Origin of the sequence: Rickettsia endosymbiont of Pantilius tunicatus (assembly GCF_964291875.1) — a bacterium.
GTDB lineage: Bacteria > Pseudomonadota > Alphaproteobacteria > Rickettsiales > Rickettsiaceae > Rickettsia.
Genome location: NZ_OZ198175.1, coordinates 731,496 through 755,201 on the forward strand (window position 1 = coordinate 731,496; position 23,706 = coordinate 755,201).

The following is a 23,706-nucleotide window of genomic DNA, read 5'->3' on the forward strand; positions in this document are numbered from 1 at the left end:
AAATTTAGACTCCTGAGATTGCAACGTCGGCTTCGCCTCCTCGCAATGACACCTAACTCCCAACCTACAATAATATCTCTAGTAATTTCCAAAATTTCAATATAAGATAAAAACGAAAATAAAAAAGGTGTTAATATGGAATATGCATTATTAATTTTTAGTATCATAGCTATCTTGGTTATAATACAAATGGTTAAAGTTGTGCCTCAGCAACAAGCTTGGGTAGTAGAGAAATTAGGGAAGTTCGATAAGGTGTTGCAACCTGGTTTGAATCTCTTAATTCCAGTAATTCAAAGAGTAGCTTATAAACATACTTTGAAAGAAGAAGCAATAGATGTTACTGCACAAACTGCTATTTCAAACGATAACGTAACATTATCTATTGATGGTGTTTTATATGTTAAAATCATTGATCCAATGGCAGCTTCTTACGGTGTCAATAATCCGTATTACGCTATAACTCAGCTTGCACAAACTACTATGCGTTCGGAAATTGGTAAATTACCGTTAGATAGAACTTTTGAAGAACGTGAAACTTTAAACGTTGCTATTGTTGCAGCCATTAACCAAGCAGCGATAAACTGGGGCATACAATGTATGCGTTATGAGATCAAAGATATTCAGCCACCGCAATCTATCCTTAAAGCTATGGAGTTACAAGTAGCGGCAGAGCGTCAAAAACGTGCACAAATCTTAGAGTCTGAGGGTAATAGACAAGCAAAGATTAACCATGCGGAAGGAGAAAAAGCACAGATTGTTCTAAATTCAGAAGCTTCTTATACTGATCAAGTTAATAGAGCAAAAGGTGAGTCGGAGGCGATTGGTCTAGTTGCAACCGCTACAGCTAAAAGTATTGAGACTATAGCATCAGCAATGCAAAAAACTGGCGGTAGCGAGGCGGTATCTCTTAAAATAGCCGAGCAGTATATTAACGCATTCGGTAATTTAGCTAAAGATACTAATACAGTGATTTTACCTGCAAATCTTTCAGAGCCAAGTAGTTTTATCACTCAAACCCTAAGTATATTTAATCAATTAAAAACTTCTTCAGATAAGAAAGAAAGTAAGTAAATTTTGTGAAGATTTATTGTTGTAATAATAATTAGTTTTATATATCATAATCAGGTTGTTAACTAAAAAGGTAAGAATATGCTAAAAAATGAGAATGTTTGTGAAGATATGAAAGTATTTGTTGGCAAACCTGCCCCAGATTTTACAGCTACAGCAATTATGCCTAATAATAATGTAGAAGGTGAATTTACTCTTAGTCGTTATGCTAAAGGACATAAAATTATATTGTTCTTCTATCCTTTGGATTTTACTTTTGTATGTCCATCGGAAATTATAGCATTTCATAATAAACTTGGTGAGTTTACTGAAAGAAATACTAAAGTAGTGTCAGTTAGTGTTGATTCACATTTTAGCCATTTAGCTTGGAAAAATACTCCTCATAGTAAAGGTGGACTTGGACAGGTTCAATTCCCAATGGTTTCTGATCTTAAAAAAGAAATTTCTTCAATGTATAACGTGCTTAATGATGGCGGTATTTCATTACGTGGTACTTTTTTAATAGATGAAGATTTTGTAGTGCGTCATATGTTAGTTAATGATTTGCCTATAGGTCGTGATATTAATTATACGCTGAAAGTAATTGATGCATTAGCTCATAATCAAAAACATGGTGAAGTTTGCCCGGCGGGTTGGCATAAAGGTGAAGAAGCTATTACGCCATCGCATGATGGTATAGCACATTACTTAAGCTCACATGCAGAGAAATTATAGTATAGTATATTATATTAATTATTCCCGTCATTGCGAGGAGCGAAGCTTTGTTGCAATCTCATAAAACATCCTGAGATTGCCATGCTCCTTTTAGTCGCTCGCAATGACGTTCATCAAGTACTTTACCTAATGCTAAAAGAACTATTTTCTGCTCCTACTTCTAAAATATCGTGTGATCTTGAAACAATTAATATTTTACGGCTTATTAGAAGTGAAAATGTAGGACCTAAAACTTTCTATAGCTTAATAAAGTTATTTGGTGATGCAGCAACTAGCATAGAAAATATTGGGGATTTTTCACTAAGGGGTGGAAAATCAAAGCCAATTAAGATTTTTAGTAAAAGTGATGCTGAGAAAGAATTAGAACTGCTTAAAAAAAATAATGCTAAACTTATCACATATAAATCTCTAGAATATTCACGATTATTATTTGAAATTTATGATCCCCCGCCAGTATTAAGCTATAAAGGTAATATAGATTTACTAAATCATCATAAATGTATTGCGATAGTTGGAGCTAGAAACGCCTCAGCAAATGGGAGAAGCTTTTCTCATAAAATTGCTGCCGAGTTAGCAGAAGAGGGGTATGTAACTGTTTCAGGCTTAGCAAGAGGAATAGATAGCAGTGTGTGCATCAAGCAGCAACTTCTAAAACTATTGGAGTTATTGCTGCTGGCGGTATTGATCATATATATCCACCAGAAAACAAAAAATTATTTGAAAATTTGGCAGAAAAGGGGTTTATAATAGCTGAATTACCTGTAGGATCTACGCCACTTGGTAAGCATTTCCCGCAACGTAATAGAATAATATCTGGTCTTGCTCTTGCTACAGTAGTAATAGAAGCGAGCCTAAAATCTGGCTCTTTAATTACAGCAAGATTTGCTCTTGAGCAAAATAGAGAAATTTTTGCCGTTCCAGGTTTTCCTTTAGATCAAAGATGTCAAGGTATAGCTTAATGCGATAAGATAATGACTTAGAGTATGAGTTAGATTATACTAAATGAAAAACTTATGGCAAAGGCATATTCATACGATTTAAGAATACGAGTAATAAAAAGTTTAACAGATGGTAAAACAATAAAAGAGACTTCTGAGATATACTCTATTAGTAGGAAGACTATAATAGAATGGAAAAAATTAAAGAAACAAACCGGCGATATCAAAGCAAAAAGTGGTTATCATACAGGACATCGTAGAATAATAAGAGACATAGAGGGATTTAAAAAATTTATAGAATTAAATTTTGATAAAACCACCATGGAACTAGCTAACAACTGGAGTCAAAAAGTATCTGCAAGTACGATATCAAGATTGCTTAATAAATTAGGTTATAGTTATAAAAAAAACTTTTCTTCATCCCAAAAGAGATGTTGGTCTAAGGAATGAGTTTATATTGAAACTAAAAACTATAGACAAACAAGATTTAGTATTTATCGATGAATCTGGGATAGAAGATAATAGCTGTAGAGAACACGGGTGGAGCATTATCGGTCAAAGATGTTATGGTGAAAGGGTCTATCAATATAAATCACGGATTAGTATGATTGCTGGGGTGTCTGCCAAAGATATTATTGCCCCAATAATATTTGATGGGACATGTAATAAGGACATTTTTGAAACTTATGTACAAGAGATATTGATCAAAGAGTTAAAGCCTGGTCAGATAGTAGTAATGGATAATATTAATTTTCATAAAAGTACAAAAGTGAAAACGTTAATTGAATCTGTTGGTTGCAGTATTTTATTTTTACCAACTTACTCTCCTGATTTAAATCCTATTGAGCATTACTGGTTTAAAATCAAGAACGAAATAAGAAAAACTGTTTCTAATTTTGAGCACTTTTTTGATGCGGTTTACTATGCTCTTAAAAAAGTCACTACCTTATCGCATTAAGCTATACAAATAAACTTATTAGACAAGGTGCACATTTAGTAGAATCGGTTAATGATATTGTAGCTAATTTGCCGCAATATAAAGAATTTATCAAGAAAGATGAAAGCTTATTTAAAGATTTTGCTGAGTTAGATGCTAATTTTAAACCACTAAATACAATGCAGATAAAAGAACCATCAGAAAAAGAGCGTGCTGTTGTTATAGAATTATTATCTGCAGTACCTATAGATTTTGATTATTTACAAAAAATGACGGAATTACCATTGCCTATTATATATACAATAATATTAGAATTAGAGCTTGCTGGTAAAGCAATGCGACACCCCAGCAATAAAATATCGTTAATTTATAACGCTGATAAGTAAAAATAGTTGTTTTTATAATAAAATTATACAAATTAGATAAGTATATAATAAATAATAATAATTGATGAAATTAGTAATAGTAGAATCGCCAGCAAAGGCAAAAACAATAAATAAATATTTAGGTGATGAATTTAAAGTTATTGCCTCATTTGGTCATATTAGAGATCTTCCATCTAAAAAAGGTTCTGTAATACCTGATGAAAATTTTTCAATGAAATATGATATTTCAGAGAAAGCAGGTAAATATGTGGATGCAATAATTAAAGATGCAAAAAAAGCTGAGTCAGTATATCTTGCAACCGATCCAGATCGTGAGGGTGAGTCCATCTCGTGGCATATTGCAGAAGTAATTAAAGAAAAAAATAAAGTCAAATCTGACGATTTTTTTAAGCGAGTAGCGTTTAACGAAATTACCAAAAAAGCAATTACTCATGCTATAGAAAATCCTAGAAAACTTGACAATAATTTAGTAAATGCTCAACAAGCACGAAGAGCTTTAGACTATTTAGTCGGTTTTACATTGTCACCGCTTTTATGGCGTAAGCTTCCTGGGTGTAAATCAGCGGGGCGTGTACAGTCTGTAGCATTACGTTTAATATGCGAGCGTGAAGATGAGATAGAGCGATTTAAGTCAGAAGAATATTGGGATATTAGCCTTAAAATGCTAAATAGTAACAAAGAGCTATTTACTGCTAAACTAACTCACGTAAACGATCAGAAGCTAGAAAAGTTTTCGATTACTAATGATAAAGAAGCAAAAGATTTAACTGAAAAGCTTAAATCTCAGAATTTTCATGTTGATAAGATAGAAAAGAAGCAGCAAAAACGTCAGCCGCAACCTCCTTTCATTACTTCATCTCTTCAACAAGAAGCTGCACGAAAATTAGGTTTTAGTGCTAAAAAAACCATGCAAATAGCTCAAAAATTGTATGAGGGTGTAGATATCGGTAAGGAAACTATCGGACTTATTACTTATATGAGAACTGACGGCGTTACCTTATCAAATGATGCGGTAGATGAAATACGTAAATTAATAAATAAAGATTACGGTGATAAATACCTACCAAGCAGTCCCCGCATTTATAAATCGAAAGTAAAAAACGCTCAAGAAGCTCACGAAGCTATAAGACCGACAAATATTAACTATACCCCTAATGATTTAAAGGAAAAGCTAGAGAAAGATTATTATAAGCTTTATGAATTAATTTGGAAAAGGACTATAGCCTGCCAAATTGAAAATGTCATAATGGATCTAGTAAATGCAACTTTAGTTTCAGAAAATAAGGAATATTTAGCAAGAGCGAACGGGATGGCTATAGCTTTTGATGGGTTTTATAAAGTCTATCGTGAAAGTATAGACGATGAGGCTGAAGAAGAAAATAAGATGCTGCCGCCTTTAAAAGAACAAGAACATTTAAAAACTAAAGAGATCATTCCAAATCAGCATTTCACTGAACCACCGCCACGATATTCAGAAGCTAGCTTAGTGAAAAAGCTTGAAGAGCTTGGAATTGGTCGTCCATCAACTTATGCTACTATTCTGTCAGTTTTACAAGATCGTAAATATGTGACGTTAGAGAAAAAGCGTTTTATGCCTGAAGAACTAGGGCGTCTAGTAACAGTATTTTTAGTTGGTTTTTTCAAAAAATATGTTGAATATGATTTTACAGCAGGACTTGAAAATGAGCTAGATGAAATAGCTGCTGGCAAGCTTGAATGGAAATCCGCTTTAGGTAATTTTTGGAATGGCTTTAACCACAATATAGAATCTGTAAGTAAACAAAACATTACAGAAATTATTAGCTATGTGCAGCAAGCTCTTGATTATCATATATTCGGAGAAAATAAAGACTCTAAAGTTTGCCCATCATGCAAAACTGGTGAGCTAAGTTTAAAGCTTGGTAAATTTGGAGCATTTTTAGCATGCAGCAATTACCCTGAATGTAATTTTAGAAAATCTATTGTTAGTGGTAATGATAATAATGAAACTGATGGAGAGGCTAAAGATATTGTTAATGAAAATAAAGTTTTAGGCAAGGATAAAGAGGGAATAGAGATATATTTGAAAAAAGGACCTTATGGACCTTATATCCAATATGGTGAGCAAATAGATAGTAGAACAAAACCAAAACGTGTCCCGTTGCCCCTTGTTATAAACCAGAATGAAATTACTATCGATACAGCGTTAAAGCTTTTGAGTTTACCGCTTAAAATAGGTATGCATAAAGATAGTGGTGAAGAAATTTTAGTTGGATATGGTAAATTCGGTCCATATATAAAATATATGGGCAAGTTTATTTCAATACCTAAAAAATATGATTTCTTAAATTTAAGCTTAGATGATGCAATGAAGTTAATTGAAGAAAAACTAAGTGCAATTGCTGCTAAACAACCAAATCCTTTGAATATGGATGAGGTAACTAATCTTGTCGATAAGAAGATAAAAGTTAAAAAGACAAAAAATAAGTAAAAATGACAAAAGTTATAACACGATTTGCTCCATCACCGACAGGCATGTTACATGTTGGTAATATAAGAGCAGCACTACTTAATTGGCTATATGCGAAGAAGTATGATGGGCAGTTTATTTTAAGATTTGACGATACGGATTTAGAGCGTAGCAAACAAGAATACAAAGACGCTATCGAAAAAGATCTAAAGTTTTTAAACCTTAATTGGGATCAAACATTTAATCAATTAAGTCGTTTAAATAGATATGACGAGATCAAAAAACTATTATTGGATAAAAAAAGATTATATGCCTGCTATGAAACGCCCGAAGAGCTTGAATTAAAACGTAAATTTCAGCTTTCTAAAGGATTGCCTCCTATTTATGATCGATCAGCCCTGAATCTAACAGAAGATCAGATACAAAAATATATAGAACAAGGACGAAAGCCGCATTATAGGTTTTTAGTAAATCATGAACCGATTACTTGGCATGATATGATCAAAGGCGAAGTTAAGTATGAGGGTAAGGCTTTGAGTGACCCGATAGTAATAAGAGCAGATGGAAGTATGACTTATATGTTATGCTCGGTTATTGACGATATTGATTATGAGATCACTCATATTATTAGAGGTGAAGATCATGTTAGTAATACTGCTATTCAAATTCAGATGTTTGAAGCTTTAGATAAATCTCCGCCAACTTTTGGGCATTTAAGCTTAATCATTAATAAGGATGAAAAAATTTCAAAAAGAGTAGGGGGGTTTGAGATTGCAACCTTAAGAGAAGAAGTGGGATTAGAAGCAATGGCAATTGCTAGCTTCTTTAGTTTGCTTGGATCATCAGCACAAATTATCCCTTATAAAAAGATGGATGAGTTAGTGAAACATTTTGAAATAGGTAGTTTTTCTAAAAGCCCAACTATTTATCAGCCGGAAGATTTAGAAAGATTAAATCATAAATTATTGATAAGTCTAGAATTTTCTGAGATAAAAGATCGCCTTAAAGAAATAGAAGCAGATTATATTGATGAAAATTTTTGGCTGTCAGTAAGGTCTAATTTAAAAAAATTATTTGATGCAAAAGATTGGTGGGAGATTTGTCATAAAACTCCAAACATAAAAGATTTGAATTTAGATAAAGAATACCTAAAACAAGCTGCAAAATTATTACCGGCAGGGAAAATAACAACTGAAATTTGGAGTATTTGGACAAAGAAAATAGCGGATAATACGGGTAAAAAAGGTAAAGAATTATTTTTGCCGCTACGTCTTGCTCTAACAGGTAAGGAATCCGGACCCGAGATTGCTAAGGTGTTGCCCTTAATTGATAGAGAAGAGATAGTAAAAAGGTTGACCTGTTCTTAATATATATAGGATAGTAATAGATTTTTGAGAAAACAGAAATAACATAAATACCCTATAAAACCTATTGTAATAATACATTATTTATAGTAAAAACGATGCCATAAAACAAAGTAACTTTATTATGAAAATATTGATTTTAGGTGCAACCGGCATGCTTGGTAATAGTATGTTTAGGTTTTTGAGCACTGATAAAGATCTTGATGTTTATGCGACAAGCCGGAGCAGCTCAGCTCGTTCTTATTTTTCTAAAAATTTAGCAAATAAAATAGTTCCAAATGTAGATGTTGAGAATCACGATTCGTTAGTTGAAGTATTGAATAAAGTAAAGCCCAATGTAGTAATAAATTGTATAGGACTGGTAAAGCAGCTCGCTGATGCAAATGATCCTTTAAAAGCATTACCGATTAATAGCTTACTGCCACATAGGCTTGCTGGTTTATGTGAACTTGTTGGTAGCAGGTTAATCCATATTAGTACTGATTGTGTATTTTCAGGAAAAAAAGGCAATTACAAGGAAAGTGATTTTCCGGATTGTTATGATTTATATGGTCGTTCTAAATTTCTTGGTGAGGTAGATTATCCACATGCTATTACGCTTCGTACTTCGATTATAGGTCATGAACTTTCAGGAAATAGAAGCTTGACTAACTGGTTTTTAAGTTCAGAAAGGTCAGTAAAAGGTTTTGAAAAAGCTATATATTCAGGTTTTCCGACTGTAGAGCTTGCAAGAATAATAAAGGATTTTGTGCTACCTAATAAAGAACTGCATGGTCTTTATCATGTTGCATCAAAACCGATTAATAAGCTAGAATTGCTAAAGCTAATAGCAGAAATATATAATAAAAAAATTGATATTATTCCATCAGATGAGTTAATAATAGACCGCTCACTAGATAGTGCACGTTTTAATGGGATAACAGGTTATAACCCGCCTGAGTGGAGGGAACTTGTGAAGCGTATGTATGATTTTGGGTGATGTGTGTCATCCCATGGCTTGACCACGGGGTTTTGTGTCACAGGTTATGTCCTGAGACCGCAATCAAGTTGCGGTATGACATTATTCTTAAAAATTAATAAAATAGGTATTTATAGATAATGTTTGTAGATAAAACTTTGTTGATTACCGGAGGTACCGGTTCATTTGGTAATGCAGTACTTTCTCGTTTTCTTAAAAATGATATTATTAAAGATATCAAAGAAATCAGAATTTTTAGTAGAGATGAAAAAAAGCAAGAAGATATGCGTATTGCTTTGAATAATTTAAAAATTAAATTCTATATCGGGGATGTGCGTAATTATCACAGCATTGATGACGCAATGAAAGGTGTAGATTACGTATTTCATGCTGCTGCTTTAAAGCAAGTTCCAACCTGTGAATTTTATCCTATGGAAGCAATAAATACCAATATTTTAGGTGCTGAAAATGTTTTAAGGGCAGCAATAATTAATAAAGTTGCAAAAGTTATAGTACTTAGTACTGATAAAGCTGTGTATCCAATTAATGCGATGGGATTGTCTAAAGCATTAATGGAAAAGTTAGCAATAGCAAAAGCACGTATGAATGTAAAAGATAAGACAGTATTTTGTGTTACTAGATACGGTAACGTTATGGCATCAAGAGGGTCGGTAATTCCTTTATTTATTAATCAAATTAAGCAAAATAAGGATTTAACTATTACAGAGCCTTCAATGACGCGTTTTTTAATGTCACTTGTAGATTCTGTAGATTTAGTTTTATATGCATTTGAGCATGGTCACCAAGGTGATATTTTCGTACAAAAATCTCCAGCTAGTACTATTGAGGTGTTAGCTAAGGCATTACAAGGAATATTTAACAGTAAAAACAAAATACGTTTTATTGGTACACGTCATGGTGAAAAACATTATGAATCGTTAGTATCTTCAGAAGAAATGGCTAAAGCTGAAGATTTAGGCAATTATTACCGCATTCCTATGGATGGACGTGATCTTAATTATGCAAAATACTTTGTTGAAGGTGAAAAGAAAGTAGCACTTCTAGAGGATTATACCTCACATAATACAAAGCGTTTAAATCTAGAGGAAGTTAAAGAGTTATTACTAAATCTTGATTATGTACAAGAGGAGCTAAAAAATGCTTAAGGTAATGACTATTGTCGGTACTCGCCCAGAGCTTATTAAGCTGTGTTGTGTGATTTCTGAGTTTGATAAATATACCAAACATATTCTAGTTCATACCGGTCAAAATTATGCATACGAATTAAATCAGGTTTTTTTTGATGATATGGGAATCAGAAAACCTGATTATTTTTTAGAAGTTGCAGCAGATAATACAGCAAAATCTATCGGGCTTGTTATTGAAAAAGTAGACGAAGTTCTTGAAAAAGAAAAGCCTGATGCGGTGCTATTTTATGGTGATACTAATTCCTGCCTTTCTGTAATTGCTGCTAAACGTCGTAAGATTCCCATTTTTCATATGGAAGCAGGAAATCGTTGCTTTGATCAGCGTGTACCTGAGGAAATTAATCGCAAAATAATCGATCATACTAGTGACGTTAATATTACATTAACCGAGCATGCAAGACGCTATTTAATTGCTGAAGGATTGCCGGCTGAACTTACCTTTAAATCAGGTTCACATATGCCGGAAGTACTTGAACGCTTCATGCCTAAAATATTAAAATCAGATATTTTAGATAAATTATCACTCACATCAAAACAATATTTTTTAATTAGCTCACATCGTGAAGAAAATGTAGATGTCAAAAATAATTTAAAAGAATTATTGAATAGTTTACAAACTCTTATTAAAGAGTATTATTTTCCGATAATCTTTTCTACGCATCCGAGAACTAAAAAAAGGCTTGAAGATTTAGAAGGATTTAAAGAGCTAGGAGATAAAATAAGATTCCTGCCGGCGTTTGGTTTTACCGATTACGTAAAATTACAAATGAATGCGTTTTGTATTTTATCCGATAGCGGTACTATCACTGAAGAAGCATCAATACTTAATTTACCTGCCTTAAATATTAGAAATGCTCATGAGCGTCCTGAAGGTATGGATGCTGGCACGTTAATTATGTCCGGTTTTAAAGCTGAGAGGGTATTGCAAGCGGTAGAAACTATTACTAGAGAACATGATAACAACAAACGTACACAAGCAATAGTGCCGGATTATAATGAAGCAGGGCTTGTATCGAAAAAAATATTGCGTATAGTTTTAAGTTATGTAGATTACATTAACCGCACAGTATGGTTTAAATGATCAAGAAATATATAATATAATCATAATTAAAACATGATCAGTCTTCCATTATTATTTAGCATTTTTTTAGGATATAGCTTCTTTTTTAGAAGATTATTTAAGATAGAGTTTTCACATGCTTTAATATTTTCTACATCATTTATCTTATCAATATATTTTATAGCATCTATTTTATATATTTTAGATCCAATTATTTATGCTTCATTTGCTCTAGGCATAGGATTATTTTTATATAGTCTTTTTGATTTTTTAAAGCAAAATAATATAAAAAATATAAGTGATTTATTTGGAGTTGACGTAATAATTTTTATCACAGCAATGATTATATATTTTCTATGTGTGAAGGACTATCCTAGTTATTATTTTTGGGATGAATATTCTCACTGGGGACTTTTTTTGAAAGAAATAAATATTTACCATGGTTTTAGATTGCCTGAAAATGAATCAGCTGTTGCAGCACAATTCAATACATATGTGAAACTAGTAGCTATTTTTCAGTATAGTATGAGTAAAATTTTAGGCTTTAAAGAAAGTTTTAATATTTTTGCCAATGGTTTTCTCTGTTTTATTTTCTGTACAGTAGTATTTGTAGAAAAGAGACCATTTTTAAGTATAGTTTTATGCTTAATGTTACTTTTATTTCCGATGCTAAATAATATAGTTAGGTTTAACTCAATTTATCCCGATACTACAGTAGGATGTATATTTGGTGCAGTTATCGCTATTTATATTCAGTCCAAAAAATATAACAATACTTTATTAAGTTTAATATTAATCGCACCATCATTATTTATTTTGCCTAATATAAAAGAAGTTGGTTACTGGTTTTCTTATGTATTAATTTTCATGATTACTGTTGACCTGATTATTAACAAGCAATATATATTTATATGCAATAATAATTTTATTATTACTACCTGTTATAAGTAAATTTATATGGTGTAATTATGTAGATGAACTATGTAGAGCAAGCACATACGATTTTAAATGTCCTTCATATAAACAACTTCCTTTTGTTTCTATCATTAATCTTTTACTAATTAATTCTGAGCAATTAGCTACTGTAAAATTAATGTTGAAAAGTATTTTGCCTTATATATATAAAAGAAATGCTATATATTTATACTTTAACTATTGTAGCTATAATTTTTATTTGGCAAAACTCGAGGGAGCAATTACAAAATTTTGTAAAAATATTGCTTATTTCGCTTGTAGGTTTTATTTTATATTTCATTTTTAGAGTAGAATTATATTTAACTCATTTTGTAAAACAAGAAGCAGAAATGGCAGCTTGTTATTCAAGATATTTAAATAGTTATACTATTATATTTTGTTTTGTAATAATAAGTTTTATTAAAAATTCCTTTTATAATTTAAATGTGAAGTTTAAAAATTTAATTTGGTTCTATATTGTTACTGTAGTTTTAAGTATAGTATCTTTAAAATATACTATAAATAAATTAGTAAATGTTTCTAATTTTAGTGATGTTGGTCCCCCAATAGAACGTCAAAATAAATTAAAAGATCTTATTCAAAGCGGGATAAAAGATGGTTCAGAATTTAAAGAACACGATTTTAAGTTATTAGATTGTTTTATTTATAATTACCTAGAAGCTCCAAATACTGATAAATACATATTTAAAAAATGTTTTTTAGAAGGACTAGGAAGACTTTAAATTTAGTAGGAGGGTTATGAATACCAAAAGATTTTTACAGCAGCAAATGAAAAATTTTGCAGAAGAAAGCATAAAGAAAATAATAAATGCAGCAAAAGAAAAAGAGTATTTTTTATCGCCCTTTAAACATTTAGTAATTGATAATTTCTTATCTTTAGAGCTCGCTAAAAGTTGTTTAGATGATTTTCCAAATCCTAAAGAAAAGCAATGGGACATAGCAAATGATAAAGATATAGAAATTAAAAAAAGATCAACTTGGAAATCTGAATTTGATATACCAGATGGCATTGTTGATACAATACGTTTATTTAATTCATCGGATATGCTTTATGCACTTGTAGGGCTTTTTAAAATTCCGAAACTTATTCCTGATCCATTAAATTTTCCTGAAGGTGAATATCATAAATCTATTATACTATATTACTAATACTAAAGCTCCGCATGATGAAGCTAATGATACTATAAAAGAGCCGCATAGAGCTTTATGGAAAAAGCATGATTTTACTAATAAAGATAAAGATCTTACAAGGAAATATTATTAATCTGAAATAATTTTGAAATGAAAATATTACAAGTAAATGGTTATGAATCTCCAGGAAGCCGCTTTCATGGGCTCGCTATTACGCCTCTTTTAAAAGAATATGGCATAGAATCAAAACATCTAATTTGGCAAAAAGATACTAACAATCCTGAAGTATTAACTTTTAGCGAAAAAGATCGTAAAATAAATCATTTTTTACAGGGGGTAGAAAATATTTTATCTTTACAGTCAGTTTTATATCGTAACGCTTTGCAGATGATAAAAATGCCGGAGTTTCAAGAAGTCGACCTTATTCATCTTCATATTATTCATTCTGGTTTTTTTAGTATGAGGCATTTGCCTAAAATAACTAGTTTAAAGCCAACAGTTTGGACTTTGCATGATCCTTGGGCAATGACTGGACGCTGTATTTATCCAATGGGTTGTAGTGGATGGGAAAAAAATTGTGGTGTTTGTCCTGATCTTAACACTCCATTTGCAATGAGAAAAGATAATAGTAAGTTTTTATTTGATTACAAACGTAGAGTTTATAAAAAATCTGACTTCAACTTAATTGTAGCATCAAAATGGATGCAAAATATGGTTGATACTTCACCTTTATTTGATAAAGAAGTTAAGGTTCATCATCTACCTTTCGGTTTAGATTTAAAATTTTTCTCTTCTGATCATACTAAAAAAGCAAGAGAACGTTTTAATATTAGCGATGAAAAAATAGTGATCTGTTTTCGTTCGGAGGATACCACTTTTAAAGGTTGCCAATACATTATGGAGGTATTAGAGAGGCTAGAAACCACAAAACCTATATGCTTATTAACAGTTGGTAGACATAATTTATTAGAGCAATTTAGGGGAAGATTTGAAATAATAGAACATGGCTGGACTAATGATGATGTGTTACTCCGAGATGTTTTAGCTGCGTCCGATATTTTCTTAATGCCTTCTGTTGCCGAAGCGTTCGGTGTTATGGCAATAGAAGCATTAGCATGTGGTAAGCCAGTAATAGTTTTTGATGGAACATCATTACCTGAGGTAACTTTTGCACCTGATATTGGTATTTCTGTTCCTATGCGTGATAGTAATGCTTTATCAAATGCGATAAAGCGTTTAGTTGATGATCCTAAGGAGCGTCTAGAACGGGGTAATAAGGGAAGAAAGGCAGCTGAATTACACTATGATCAAGATATGCATGTAAAGAACTTAGTAGATATTTATAGGGAAGTTCTAAATAAATGAAAATTTTACTTTTAACCGATATTCTTCCTTGTGAGAGTTGTATGGCAGGGTTAGTGTACTCTTTTGAAGCAAGTTTAAAATGAAAATACTACAAGTAAATGGTTACGAATCTCCGGGAAGCCGTTTTCATGGGCTTGCTATTACGCCTCTTTTAAAAGAATATGGTATAGATTCTAAACATCTGATTTGGAAAAGAGACACTAATAATCCTGAAATCCTATCTTTTAGCGTAAAAGATCATATAATAAATAATTTTTTGTATGTAACAGAAAGAATTTTATCTTTGCAATCAATTTTATATCGTAACGCTTTGCAGATGATGAAAATGCCAGAGTTTCAAGAAGCCGATCTTATTCATCTTCATATTATTCATTCTCGGTTTTTTAGTATAAATCATTTACCTGAAATAACTGGGTTGAAACCAACAGTTTGGACATTGCATGATCCTTGGGCAATGACTGGACGTTGTGTTTATCCAATGGGTTGTAGCGGATGGGAAAAAAATTGCGGTGTTTGTCCTGACCTTAAAACTCCATTTCCAATGATAGTAGATAATAGTAAATTTTTATTTGATCACAAACGCAAAATATATGAGAAATCTAATTTTAATTTAATTGTAGCATCAAAATGGATGAAGAATATGGTTAGTACTTCACCTTTATTTAATAGAGAAGTTAAGGTTCATCATATACCTTTTGGTTTAGATTTAAAGTTTTTCTCTCCTGATCATACCAAAAAAGCAAGAGAACGTTTTAATATTAGTGATGACAAAATAGTGATCTGTTTCCGTTCGGAGGATAATCCTTTTAAGGGTTATCGATATATTATGGATGCATTAGAAAGGCTGGAGACCACAAAACCTATATGCTTATTAACAGTTGGCAGACATAATTTATTAGAACGATTTAGAGGAAGATTTGAAATAATAGAACATGGCTGGACTAATGATGATGTGTTACTCCGAGATGTTTTAGCTGCGTCCGATATTTTCTTAATGCCTTCTATTGCAGAAGCGTTCGGTGTTATGGCAATAGAAGCAATGGCATGTGGTAAGCCAGTAATAGTTTTTGATGAAACATCATTACCTGAAGTAACTTTTGTACCTAATATCGGTATTTCTGTTCCTATGCGTGATAGTAATGCTTTATCAAAGGCTATAAAGCATTTAGTTGATGATCCTAAGGAGCGTTTAGAACGAGGTAGTAAAGGAAGAAAGGCAGCTGAACTACATTATGATCAAAATATGCATGTAAAAAATTTAATAAATATTTATAAGGAAGTTTTAAACAAATGAAAATTTTACTTTTAACCGATATCCCTCCTTGTGAAAATTATACTGCAGGATTGGTATTAAAACCTTTAGTAAGATTTCTACCTCCAGATCAAATCGTTATGTGTACGGTTTCGTATCCGGTTTTAGAATTTAAAATACCACCAGAATTAGAAAAAATTCCTCATTTAAAATTATTCAAACCTATTGAAAGGATGAAATCAGGAGGACTAATTACTTATAGCCTAGAGTTATTTAATGCTATAAAAGTGAGATATTATTTACTTCCTAAAATTATTAAGTTTGCTAAAGAGTATAAAGTTGACACTATATGGGTTGTATTGCAAGGTCAAACCATAGTTAGGTTAGCACGACCTTTGGCTAAAAAATTATCAGTATCATTATTTGCTCAAGTATGGGATTCTTTTGAATGGTGGCTTCGTGCTTGTAAAACTGATAAGCTTACTCAAAAAAGACTTTTAAAAGAATTTGATGAAGTACTGAAATATAGTACTTGTTGTGCTACTGCTTCTTGGGCTATGTCTGAAGAATATGAAGCTAAATATAATATACCAACTATACCGGTAATTGCTGGGTTACCAAAGGAATTGGCAAGTCTGCCTGCTACTTCTTATAGGAATGATAATGAATTTATAATTAGTATAGCAGGGCAATTATATGCACAAAATGAATGGCTAAGCCTTATTAATGCCCTAAATCAAACTAATTGGAGAATTGCAGGAAAAAATATTAAACTTAGGATAATGGGAGGAGGTTTTCAAGCGTTTGTACAGTCACCCACTAATTTTGAATATTTAGGATGGCGTTCACAAGAAGAAACTATAAAATTACTTGCAGAGTCAGATCTCCTCTATATGCCATATTGGTTTTCAAAAGAATTTTACAAAGAATCTAGTACAAGTTTTCCTTCAAAATTAGTAACTTATTTTGCCTCAGGTAGACCAGTTTTTTGTCATGCTCCTCCATATGCGTCTCCTAGCAAATATATAATTAAACATAATGCAGGGTATATATGCGGTTCGCTAGATACGAACGAGATAATAAATGTTTTAGAAAAAGCAATATCAGATAAGGAATCTTATAGTATATTTGCTCAAAATGGACATAATTGTTTCTTGCAAGATTTTACATTAGAGAATATAAAAGAAAATTTTTTAAAATTTTTAAATATAAATGGTAGTAAATGACAATGAAAATAAATAATAACCGTATTGTTTGGGTAGATTTAGTAAAAACTCTAGCTATTATTATGGTGATATTACTTCATTCTATATCTCCATTATTCTACAAATATTCATCTATCCCTTTTTCTAAAAGTTTTATTTTATCTAATCTTATAGATTCGTTTTGTAGGGTAGCTGTTCCTTTATTTATAATAATTTCGGGTTTTTTAGCACTTAAAGGTAATATACTGATAGAAAAACTATGGTCTAAAATAAAAAGGTTATTAATTCCCTTAATATTTTGGAGCATCCTATATAAATATTGGATTTTATATAATAATAACGAAACATTTAATATTTTTTCCGTATTAGAAAGTATCTTTCGTGAACCTGCAATGTATCATCTAGTTTTTGTTTATTACATGCTAGGAGTTTATTTACTATTTCCAATTCTTTCGTTAATTGTTAATGAAATGCTTAAAAATACAAAATTTGCTTGTTATTTTCTAATATTATGGTTCGCAATTAATTCTATTAATTACTATTATGTATTTTTAATAATAAATTGGATGGTAATTAGTAATTTTCTTAGTTATTCTGGTTATGCTGTTTTAGGAGCTTATTTAATAAGAAAAAATATTGGGTTAAAGCTTCCTAGATATTATTGGTTAATTTTATCCTTGCTAGTAAGTAGTGTTACGTTTGTTATAACCTGGATTTTAAATATAGATTCTGTTAATGCTGATGAAACAGCTTATTGGTATTTATCTCCGAATGTTGTTATAGCATCTGTAGGGATGTTTTTAGCATTGCAAAATATTAATATACCTGCTCAATATAATAAATTATTAAAATGCATTTCTGAAAACTGTTTTCTTATTTTCTTTGTGCATGTGTGGATATTAGATAGACTACAATATTTAACATCAAATTTCTTTAGTAATGATATAATGATTTATCCAGTAGTTTATGGTTTGATTTTGAGTATTGCTACTTTCATATTTAGTTTACTGGTTAGCATGTCAATTAGACTAATTCCTCATTCTCAAAAATTAGTCGGATGAGACAAAATATATATTCCCCACTAGTTTCGATTATTATCCCCGTATATAACGGTGCTAACTATTTAAAAGAATCAATAGATAGTGCTTTAGCTCAAACATATAAAAATATCGAAGTTATAGTTGTTAATGACGGCTCAAAAGATAATAGGAAAACGGAAGAAATCGCTTTATCATACGGCGATCAGATACGTTATTTTTCCAAAGAGAATGGTGGATGTGGTTCAGCTTTAAATGTTGGCATAAAAAATATGAAAGGGGAATATTTTTCATGGCTTAGTCATGATGATCTATATTATCCTAGTAAAATTGAACATCAAATTAATATATTAAATAAATTAGATAACAAAGATACTATAATTTATGGCGGTTATGAGTTAATTGATGAAAAATCCCGTTCTTTACGTTTTATAAAACCTAATGATAAATATCCAAAAGAAAAATTAGATATACCATTATTTGCTCTTTTACGTGGGTTAGCATATGGTTGCACTTTATTAATACCAGCTATATATTTTCAAAAAGTTGGATTATTTAATGAATCTCTAAAGCATACTCAAGATTATGATTTGTTTTTTAAGATTTTTCGGGTAGCAAAAATTCATTTCGATTCTCAAATTCTTGTAAAATGCCGTCAACATTCAACACAAAGTAGTCGTGTTGTTCCTAAAAGTTTAGAAGAATGTGAAGAATTGTGGTCAAGATTTTTAAAAGAGTTAACAGAAGAAGAAATGCTAGAAATGGGCGGCGGTTCTATAACGGTATTTTTATTTGATTTTGTAGCTTTTTTGAAAGGTTATACCTCCTATAGAAAATCAGAACAATTAGCCTTAGAGATGGCAAATAAATATTTAAATAATACAAAAGTTACTGTGATCATTCCTCTATATAATAGGATAAATTGGACTATAGAGGCTATAGAAAGCGTACTTATTCAAACTCATCAAAATTTTGAAGTTTTAGTAATAGATGATGGATCAACTGATGATATATCAAAATTAACTGAAACATGTAAAAAAGATAAGAGAATAAAATATTTTCGTAGGGAAAATAAAGGCGTTAGTTCAGCTCGTAATTTTGGAATTGAAAAAGCTACCGGCGAATATATTGTTTTTCTTGATTCTGATGATTTATTTATGCCAGACAAAATAGAAACTCAATTAAGGTATATGGCAGAAAATGATTTATCATTTTCTCATACTTCTTATCAAAAAGTAGATGGGCAAGGAAAATATCTTTCTTCTGAGGATTCAGGTACTTTTTCTGGACAATGCTTTCCCCAAATTATTAATTACTGTCCAATAGCAGTACCGACAGTTATGGCTAAAACTTCTGTATTTAAACAAAATTTATTTCCTGAAAATATTAGAAATGGTGAAGATTTTTGTGTATGGATTTCTATTGCAAGTAAGAATCTGATAGGTGGTATTGATAAAGAATTGTCACAAGTAAGAATAACTAGTACTAATACTTTGTCAAATCCTAGAAAACATGCAGAAAGTTTAATAAACACAGCATCTTATATTATTAGTCATCCTTATTTAAACAAATATAGTTCCCTAACTGTTGGTTTATTATCAAAAGCTATAACAAAATTAAAATTATTAAAAGAAGATATGGATGTTACAAAGAACGGCTCTATTGGTATGAAAAGAATAGAACTAGGTTTTTCTAATATACCAAGTTTACTCAGGTTAGCTATTTATTCTATAAAATATAATGGAATGCGTGCAGCTATATCTAAAATAAAAAGATGGTTTAAGAAACATAGAAGATTTTAACTTATTCTTCCAGTATTTTTACTTTTGCACCATCGCTTATTTGAGGCATGCCGTCTGTAACGATTATATCGCTGTCTTTGATGTTATCAGAAGTAATTTCGATTAAGCCGTTGGTTCGTAAACCAGTTTTTACATATAGTTGTTTTGCTGTATCACCATCTATTTTATAGACAAAATTGCCTTGATTATTACGTTGTATAGATTTTTCTGGTACAGCTAAATTTTCATGTGGGTTGATTATCAACTTAACATCTACGTAGCTATTATGTAAGATATTTGTATTATTTGGTAAGGCAATTTTAGCAGTTATAGAACCGTTATTTGATAAATAGTGTGAGATAGCAAAAACCTCACTATGGATTTTGCCATTAACTATTGCTTTTGTACCGGCAAAGACCTTGCCGCTTAAAGATTCTGGTAATTCAATAAAAATACTTTGTGATTTATCAGCTCCTGTAATACTAAAAAGATAGTCACCTATTATTACTTCATCACCAACCATAGGCTTTATCACACCTATTTTACCATTAAAAGGTGCGGTAATTATCATGTCATTATAGGTTTTAAGAGCCATCGTATAATTAAATTTAGCCTCTTCAAGATCACTTTTCGATTTCTCATATTCTTGACTACTTACATATTTTTTTGCAAGTAAAGCATTTTTTCTGTCATATTCGTCTTGTTTAGTATTTAGTAAAGCTGCAGCTTTTGATTTAGTAGTTTCCGCTACATCTTTATCTATAACTAATAATATATCACCTTTTTTTACTATTTGTCCTTGCATAGCTGAAACCTTCTCAACAGTACCAGCAGCATTAGCATAATAGTCACGGCTATTATTGTTTTGGCACCGCCCTACGATATTAAAAACTTTATAAAGTTCTGCTATATGGGCTTTAGCAACTTTTACACCTGTTATTTTTTCTTCTATTTTTTTACTTGCAATAGTAGAAAGTGAAATCAACAAGATAAAAAAACCGATAAATTTTGTAGACATAAATTATTTTTTTAGCTTTTTTAGCTCCTCATCTGTTAACCATTTTAATTCTTTTTCTAGAACCTCAAATCTAATTTTTTCTAGTTGTTCATTAAGATCAGGTTCAGGGACGATTGCGGAGCCCATAAACTCAAATCCTTGGTAATTAATTTTTAGTTTACTACATATCTCTTGTAATGATAATAAATTTTCTTCTATATCATCTATGAATATTATTGATTTTGGAGAATAATTTGTTTTTTGCAACACATATTCAAGCACCGCTCCCTTATCATATTCTGCGGTATAAATTATTCCATCTTTTAAAATAGGATCACCATAACCAGCATTAAAATCTTTTATTATGATCTCATCATTTAAAGGTGATAATTCTTGAAGATTCACTTTCAATAAAGTTAATTCTTGTCCTCTCCATTTTATCATATCCTCAATTATACCAAATTTACCAGTAGGAAGTTTTGTAAGTCCCATTGCTGGAATATTTTTTTCTTTAAGTAAAGCAAATATGGTTAAAATATCATTATTCACAAACCTAGCTTTGCGGTCTTTTAAAACTACACTCATCAATAATTTACATTGCTCTATCGTGAGTCTTTTTTCGATATCATTTACTAATACTTTACGGTAATCATGCGTTAATCTAGATTCATCTGAATCCATCACTATTACCTCATCAACATCAAAAAGCACTAGATAAGTTTCATCAGCTTTTTCTATTGCTTCTATAACTTCTTTAAAATCATGGATTTTATTTATTTTGCTAAACATATTTTTCGTTTTTTATATTATTTATTATTTCCTCTAAAGAATTTGTCATAACCTTTAAGTCCTCTTCTCTAGATAGGTTATGTTTCCCATCTTTAATTAATTTCAGTACCATTTGTTTGCTTGTTATTTTTTCTAATAGTTTAAGAGAAATTTCATAAGGCACATCTTCATCTAACATACCATGGATTAAATGCACCGGAATATTTATATCAATTTCGTTCTTTGTCAATAGTAAATGCTTTTTTGCATCTTCGATTAATTTATAGCTAATAGGGTATCTATATTCACAACTTCTACCTGATATTTCTAACACACTTTCTTTTTGCATTCTAGATTGATCTTCCGGCGATAGATTGTACCAAATATCTTCTGTAAAATCAGCTGCGGGGGCTAAACAGATAAGTCCTTTAACTTTATTTGGAAACTTTAAAGCTGCAAGAAGTGCAAGCCATCCTCCCATGCTTGAGCCGACTATTATGGCTTGATCATCAATTAATTCATCTAAAACTAGAGCTACTCCTTCTAACCAACTACTAATAGTTTGATCTGTAAATTGTCCTGTAGCATGACCGTGACCAAAATTATCAAAAATAGTAAAATTATAATTGTTTTTTTTACAATAATCTATTAAATAGAGAGCTTTAGATGAATGCATACCTGACATTAAGCCGTGTAAAAAAATTACAGGTGGAATATTTGTATTAACAATTCTATAATTATTATAGACAACAAATTTGTCTTGTGTTCTAGTATAAAGCTTGTGCATTTTAAATAATTATTTAAACAGATGAAATTATAATGCCTTCATTAAATTCAAGTAAACGATACAATAAATATACTATTTTGCAAGTAGTTCCTGCTCTAGTTTCGGGAGGAGTTGAAAGAGGGACTATAGAAGTTGCAAAATATCTTAAAGTTCTTGGTCACACTCCAATTATAATTTCAGCTGGTGGTACTTTAGTTAAAGAGTTAGATAATGAGGATATACTACATATTCAAATGAATAGTAGTAGTAAAAACCCTTTTGTAATTCTAAGTAATGCTAGGTTAATAGCTGAAATAATCAAAAAATATAAAGTTGATATAGTCCATACAAGGTCAAGAGCTCCGGCATGGAGTTCATATTTAGCAGCAAAATGGACGAATACTAAGTTTTTAACAACTTTTCATGGTATTTATAACGCTCCTAATGATTTAAAGAAATATTATAATAGTATAATGTTAAAGGGAGAGAAAGTTATTGCCGTCTCCAATTTTGTGAAGCAACATTTACTTAAAAATTATAATGTTGATGAAAATAAAATAGTAGTAATTGAGCGTGGTGTAAATTGTGATTATTTTGATCCAGCAAATTTAACGCCAGAAAGGCTTAAAAAATGTCGTGATAAATATGATGCTCCAGATAATGTACCGATAATATCAATGCCCTCTAGAATGACCAATTGGAAAGGGCATCTTGTTTTAGTAGAAGCATTAAGCAAATTAAAACACAGAAATTTTTATTGTTTAATGGTCGGTGATTTATCAAGACATCCTAGTTTTACTAATAGAGTAAAAGAGCTTATCGCAAATTTAAAACTTCAAAATAAAATTCAAATTTTTGGTAATGATTCTGATATCATAAATCTATATGGTATTTCTGATATTATTGTTTCTGCTTCGATTGAGCCTGAAGCCTTTGGGCGTACTATTATTGAAGGGCAGGCTATGGAAAAGCTTGTTATTGCCACTAATATTGGTGGAGCTACCGAAACAATAAACGATAATGTAACAGGTTTTCACGTAAAGCCGAATGATGCTGAAGATTTAGCTCAAAAAATTGATCACTGCTTATCTATTTTAAATACTGAAGAAGCCAAGAAAATTCAAACCGCCGCAAGACATACTGTAATTAATGACTTCTCCCTTGATTTAATGCTCCGAAAGAATCTTGAAGTCTATAAAGAAGTCCTAAAAACCCCAAATAATTCAAAAACGATGCCATAAATTTGAGATTTTCTAATAAAATCACTTATTCTTTATTCTCTATAAGTGATAAAGCAATTAATAATCTCTCTTTTTTTCTATATTTTTATTTTACCCTTGCATTAAA

At 31.0% G+C, this 23,706-nt stretch carries 23 protein-coding genes; 20 read left to right on the forward strand and 3 right to left on the reverse strand.

What is annotated here, in order from left to right:
• The first annotated feature begins 135 nt into the window (after window positions 1-135).
• From ACICQC_RS04235 to ACICQC_RS04325, 19 genes are all read left to right on the forward strand, one after another.
• Window positions 136-1,071, forward strand: a complete 936-nt coding sequence (locus tag ACICQC_RS04235; protein ID WP_395477509.1) for an SPFH domain-containing protein — start codon at window positions 136-138, stop codon at window positions 1,069-1,071.
• 108 nt (window positions 1,072-1,179) lie between these two features.
• Entirely contained in the window at window positions 1,180-1,782 is a 603-nt protein-coding gene (locus ACICQC_RS04240; RefSeq protein WP_395477643.1) for a peroxiredoxin, read from the forward strand.
• A 129-nt stretch (window positions 1,783-1,911) separates the two neighbouring features.
• Entirely contained in the window at window positions 1,912-2,529 is a 618-nt protein-coding gene (locus ACICQC_RS04245) for a DNA-processing protein DprA (RefSeq protein ID WP_395477510.1), read from the forward strand.
• Window positions 2,412-2,741 carry a DNA-processing protein DprA gene (locus ACICQC_RS04250; RefSeq protein WP_395477511.1) on the forward strand — a complete coding sequence of 110 codons (330 nt, stop codon included), beginning with the start codon at window positions 2,412-2,414 and terminating at the stop codon, window positions 2,739-2,741. Before ACICQC_RS04245 ends, ACICQC_RS04250 begins: the two co-directional genes overlap by 118 nt.
• 54 nt (window positions 2,742-2,795) lie before the next feature.
• A protein-coding gene (locus ACICQC_RS04255; protein WP_395476390.1) for an IS630 family transposase occupies window positions 2,796-3,678 on the forward strand; the annotation gives its coding sequence in 2 pieces (ribosomal slippage) (window positions 2,796-3,122 and window positions 3,124-3,678; 882 coding nt in all).
• 68 nt (window positions 3,679-3,746) lie between these two features.
• Complete coding sequence (locus ACICQC_RS04260) at window positions 3,747-4,043, forward strand: hypothetical protein (protein WP_395477512.1); 297 nt, start codon at window positions 3,747-3,749, stop codon at window positions 4,041-4,043.
• Window positions 4,044-4,107: 64 nt separating this feature from the next.
• Window positions 4,108-6,513, forward strand: coding sequence for a type I DNA topoisomerase (gene topA / locus ACICQC_RS04265; RefSeq protein WP_395477513.1), 2,406 nt, complete (start codon window positions 4,108-4,110; stop codon window positions 6,511-6,513).
• A 2-nt stretch (window positions 6,514-6,515) separates the two neighbouring features.
• Window positions 6,516-7,859 carry a glutamate--tRNA ligase gene (gene gltX, locus ACICQC_RS04270; RefSeq protein WP_395477514.1) on the forward strand — a complete coding sequence of 448 codons (1,344 nt, stop codon included), beginning with the start codon at window positions 6,516-6,518 and terminating at the stop codon, window positions 7,857-7,859.
• 121 nt (window positions 7,860-7,980) lie between these two features.
• Window positions 7,981-8,835, forward strand: a complete 855-nt coding sequence (locus ACICQC_RS04275; RefSeq protein ID WP_395477515.1) for a dTDP-4-dehydrorhamnose reductase family protein — start codon at window positions 7,981-7,983, stop codon at window positions 8,833-8,835.
• Window positions 8,836-8,954: 119 nt separating this feature from the next.
• The gene (locus tag ACICQC_RS04280) at window positions 8,955-9,980 is read left to right on the forward strand and encodes a polysaccharide biosynthesis protein (RefSeq protein WP_395477516.1); all 1,026 of its coding nucleotides are present in this window, start codon (window positions 8,955-8,957) and stop codon (window positions 9,978-9,980) included.
• Entirely contained in the window at window positions 9,973-11,103 is a 1,131-nt protein-coding gene (wecB, locus tag ACICQC_RS04285; RefSeq protein WP_395477517.1) for a non-hydrolyzing UDP-N-acetylglucosamine 2-epimerase, read from the forward strand. Before ACICQC_RS04280 ends, wecB begins: the two co-directional genes overlap by 8 nt.
• 396 nt (window positions 11,104-11,499) lie before the next feature.
• Window positions 11,500-12,033 (forward strand): hypothetical protein, encoded by a 534-nt coding sequence (locus ACICQC_RS04290; protein WP_395477518.1) that lies wholly within the window; start codon window positions 11,500-11,502, stop codon window positions 12,031-12,033.
• 179 nt (window positions 12,034-12,212) lie between these two features.
• On the forward strand, window positions 12,213-12,779 hold the full coding sequence (locus ACICQC_RS04295; protein ID WP_395477519.1) for a hypothetical protein: 567 nt from the start codon (window positions 12,213-12,215) through the stop codon (window positions 12,777-12,779).
• 16 nt (window positions 12,780-12,795) lie between these two features.
• Window positions 12,796-13,206: a hypothetical protein gene (locus ACICQC_RS04300; protein ID WP_395477520.1), complete on the forward strand. Its 411-nt coding sequence runs from the start codon at window positions 12,796-12,798 to the stop codon at window positions 13,204-13,206.
• Window positions 13,207-13,338: 132 nt separating this feature from the next.
• On the forward strand, window positions 13,339-14,553 hold the full coding sequence (locus tag ACICQC_RS04305; protein WP_395477521.1) for a glycosyltransferase family 4 protein: 1,215 nt from the start codon (window positions 13,339-13,341) through the stop codon (window positions 14,551-14,553).
• Between the two features lie 79 nt (window positions 14,554-14,632).
• Window positions 14,633-15,847 carry a glycosyltransferase family 4 protein gene (locus ACICQC_RS04310; protein WP_395477522.1) on the forward strand — a complete coding sequence of 405 codons (1,215 nt, stop codon included), beginning with the start codon at window positions 14,633-14,635 and terminating at the stop codon, window positions 15,845-15,847.
• Window positions 15,844-17,031 carry a glycosyltransferase gene (locus ACICQC_RS04315; RefSeq protein ID WP_395477523.1) on the forward strand — a complete coding sequence of 396 codons (1,188 nt, stop codon included), beginning with the start codon at window positions 15,844-15,846 and terminating at the stop codon, window positions 17,029-17,031. Before ACICQC_RS04310 ends, ACICQC_RS04315 begins: the two co-directional genes overlap by 4 nt.
• Entirely contained in the window at window positions 17,028-18,071 is a 1,044-nt protein-coding gene (locus ACICQC_RS04320) for an acyltransferase (RefSeq protein WP_395477524.1), read from the forward strand. The genes ACICQC_RS04315 and ACICQC_RS04320 overlap by 4 nt, the downstream gene beginning before the upstream one ends.
• Window positions 18,068-19,849 carry a glycosyltransferase gene (locus ACICQC_RS04325; protein WP_395477525.1) on the forward strand — a complete coding sequence of 594 codons (1,782 nt, stop codon included), beginning with the start codon at window positions 18,068-18,070 and terminating at the stop codon, window positions 19,847-19,849. Before ACICQC_RS04320 ends, ACICQC_RS04325 begins: the two co-directional genes overlap by 4 nt.
• Window position 19,850: 1 nt before the next feature.
• On the opposite strand, the gene ACICQC_RS04330 is transcribed toward ACICQC_RS04325, so the two are convergent.
• Genes ACICQC_RS04330 through ACICQC_RS04340 form a run of 3 tightly spaced genes read right to left on the reverse strand, consistent with a single transcriptional unit; the run spans window position 19,851 to window position 22,380 of the window.
• The gene (locus ACICQC_RS04330) at window positions 19,851-20,846 is read right to left on the reverse strand and encodes an efflux RND transporter periplasmic adaptor subunit (RefSeq protein ID WP_395477526.1); all 996 of its coding nucleotides are present in this window, start codon (window positions 20,844-20,846) and stop codon (window positions 19,851-19,853) included.
• 3 nt (window positions 20,847-20,849) lie between these two features.
• Window positions 20,850-21,614: a DUF2608 domain-containing protein gene (locus ACICQC_RS04335; protein WP_395477527.1), complete on the reverse strand. Its 765-nt coding sequence runs from the start codon at window positions 21,612-21,614 to the stop codon at window positions 20,850-20,852.
• Entirely contained in the window at window positions 21,607-22,380 is a 774-nt protein-coding gene (locus ACICQC_RS04340; protein ID WP_395477528.1) for an alpha/beta hydrolase, read from the reverse strand. The genes ACICQC_RS04335 and ACICQC_RS04340 overlap by 8 nt, the downstream gene beginning before the upstream one ends.
• A gap of 32 nt (window positions 22,381-22,412) precedes the next feature.
• On the opposite strand from ACICQC_RS04340, the gene ACICQC_RS04345 reads away from it, so the two are divergent.
• Window positions 22,413-23,600, forward strand: a complete 1,188-nt coding sequence (locus tag ACICQC_RS04345; protein ID WP_395477529.1) for a glycosyltransferase family 4 protein — start codon at window positions 22,413-22,415, stop codon at window positions 23,598-23,600.
• Window positions 23,601-23,706 lie beyond the last annotated feature (106 nt).

Coding starts and splice junctions, on each gene's coding strand:
- ACICQC_RS04300 (WP_395477520.1), top strand. CDS start 12,796: ATGAATACCAAAAGATTTTTACAGCAGCAAATGAAAAATTTTGCAGAA.
- wecB (WP_395477517.1), top strand. CDS start 9,973: ATGCTTAAGGTAATGACTATTGTCGGTACTCGCCCAGAGCTTATTAAG.
- ACICQC_RS04335 (WP_395477527.1), bottom strand. CDS start 21,614: ATGTTTAGCAAAATAAATAAAATCCATGATTTTAAAGAAGTTATAGAA.
- ACICQC_RS04305 (WP_395477521.1), top strand. CDS start 13,339: ATGAAAATATTACAAGTAAATGGTTATGAATCTCCAGGAAGCCGCTTT.
- ACICQC_RS04235 (WP_395477509.1), top strand. CDS start 136: ATGGAATATGCATTATTAATTTTTAGTATCATAGCTATCTTGGTTATA.
- ACICQC_RS04295 (WP_395477519.1), top strand. CDS start 12,213: ATGCTATATATTTATACTTTAACTATTGTAGCTATAATTTTTATTTGG.
- ACICQC_RS04275 (WP_395477515.1), top strand. CDS start 7,981: ATGAAAATATTGATTTTAGGTGCAACCGGCATGCTTGGTAATAGTATG.
- ACICQC_RS04345 (WP_395477529.1), top strand. CDS start 22,413: ATGCCTTCATTAAATTCAAGTAAACGATACAATAAATATACTATTTTG.
- ACICQC_RS04320 (WP_395477524.1), top strand. CDS start 17,028: ATGACAATGAAAATAAATAATAACCGTATTGTTTGGGTAGATTTAGTA.
- ACICQC_RS04310 (WP_395477522.1), top strand. CDS start 14,633: ATGAAAATACTACAAGTAAATGGTTACGAATCTCCGGGAAGCCGTTTT.
- ACICQC_RS04330 (WP_395477526.1), bottom strand. CDS start 20,846: ATGTCTACAAAATTTATCGGTTTTTTTATCTTGTTGATTTCACTTTCT.
- ACICQC_RS04340 (WP_395477528.1), bottom strand. CDS start 22,380: ATGCACAAGCTTTATACTAGAACACAAGACAAATTTGTTGTCTATAAT.
- ACICQC_RS04315 (WP_395477523.1), top strand. CDS start 15,844: ATGAAAATTTTACTTTTAACCGATATCCCTCCTTGTGAAAATTATACT.
- ACICQC_RS04245 (WP_395477510.1), top strand. CDS start 1,912: ATGCTAAAAGAACTATTTTCTGCTCCTACTTCTAAAATATCGTGTGAT.
- ACICQC_RS04240 (WP_395477643.1), top strand. CDS start 1,180: ATGAAAGTATTTGTTGGCAAACCTGCCCCAGATTTTACAGCTACAGCA.
- ACICQC_RS04325 (WP_395477525.1), top strand. CDS start 18,068: ATGAGACAAAATATATATTCCCCACTAGTTTCGATTATTATCCCCGTA.
- ACICQC_RS04280 (WP_395477516.1), top strand. CDS start 8,955: ATGTTTGTAGATAAAACTTTGTTGATTACCGGAGGTACCGGTTCATTT.
- topA (WP_395477513.1), top strand. CDS start 4,108: ATGAAATTAGTAATAGTAGAATCGCCAGCAAAGGCAAAAACAATAAAT.
- gltX (WP_395477514.1), top strand. CDS start 6,516: ATGACAAAAGTTATAACACGATTTGCTCCATCACCGACAGGCATGTTA.